1 protein-coding gene is annotated in these 359 nt (G+C 59.1%); it reads right to left on the bottom strand.

Annotation, left to right across the window (positions count from 1 at the left end; translation table 11 throughout):
- On the bottom strand, positions 1–340 hold a 340-nt coding region (locus tag L6R21_28090), incomplete at its 3' end, for a hypothetical protein (protein ID MCK6563067.1).
- Positions 341–359 lie beyond the last annotated feature (19 nt).

Genomic DNA, 359 nt, shown 5'->3' with positions numbered 1-359 from the left:
CCGCCGGCAGCGGCGGACCCGTGATGATCGCGAAACTGTCGGTGAAAGGCCCGGCGTTGGTGGCGGTGATCGTGACATTAAAATCAATCTTGGTGCCCTCCGGTGTGTCTTCCGCCACCCGCATGTACCAACCGTAGCGTTCCTCGCTCACGCCCGTTGCCACCGTGCCAAAATTGGCATTGTTGCCGTAGATCGTTACATACGGACTCGTGCTGGTGATCGTGGCCTGCACGCCCAATGCTGCCTCTGTGCCGTTGTTGCGCAGTTTGGCCGGCAGATCCATTTGCTCGCCGCCATTGGCAATGCCATCTTGATTGCCGGCATAATCGGAAACTCTCACGCTCTCGAAAGCCAACGCG

This window comes from bacterium (genome assembly GCA_023150945.1).
In the GTDB taxonomy this organism is placed as follows: Bacteria; Zhuqueibacterota; Zhuqueibacteria; order Zhuqueibacterales; family Zhuqueibacteraceae; genus Coneutiohabitans.
Note: the sequence above shows the minus strand (reverse complement) of the source record. Positions and strands in the feature narration are given on the sequence as shown.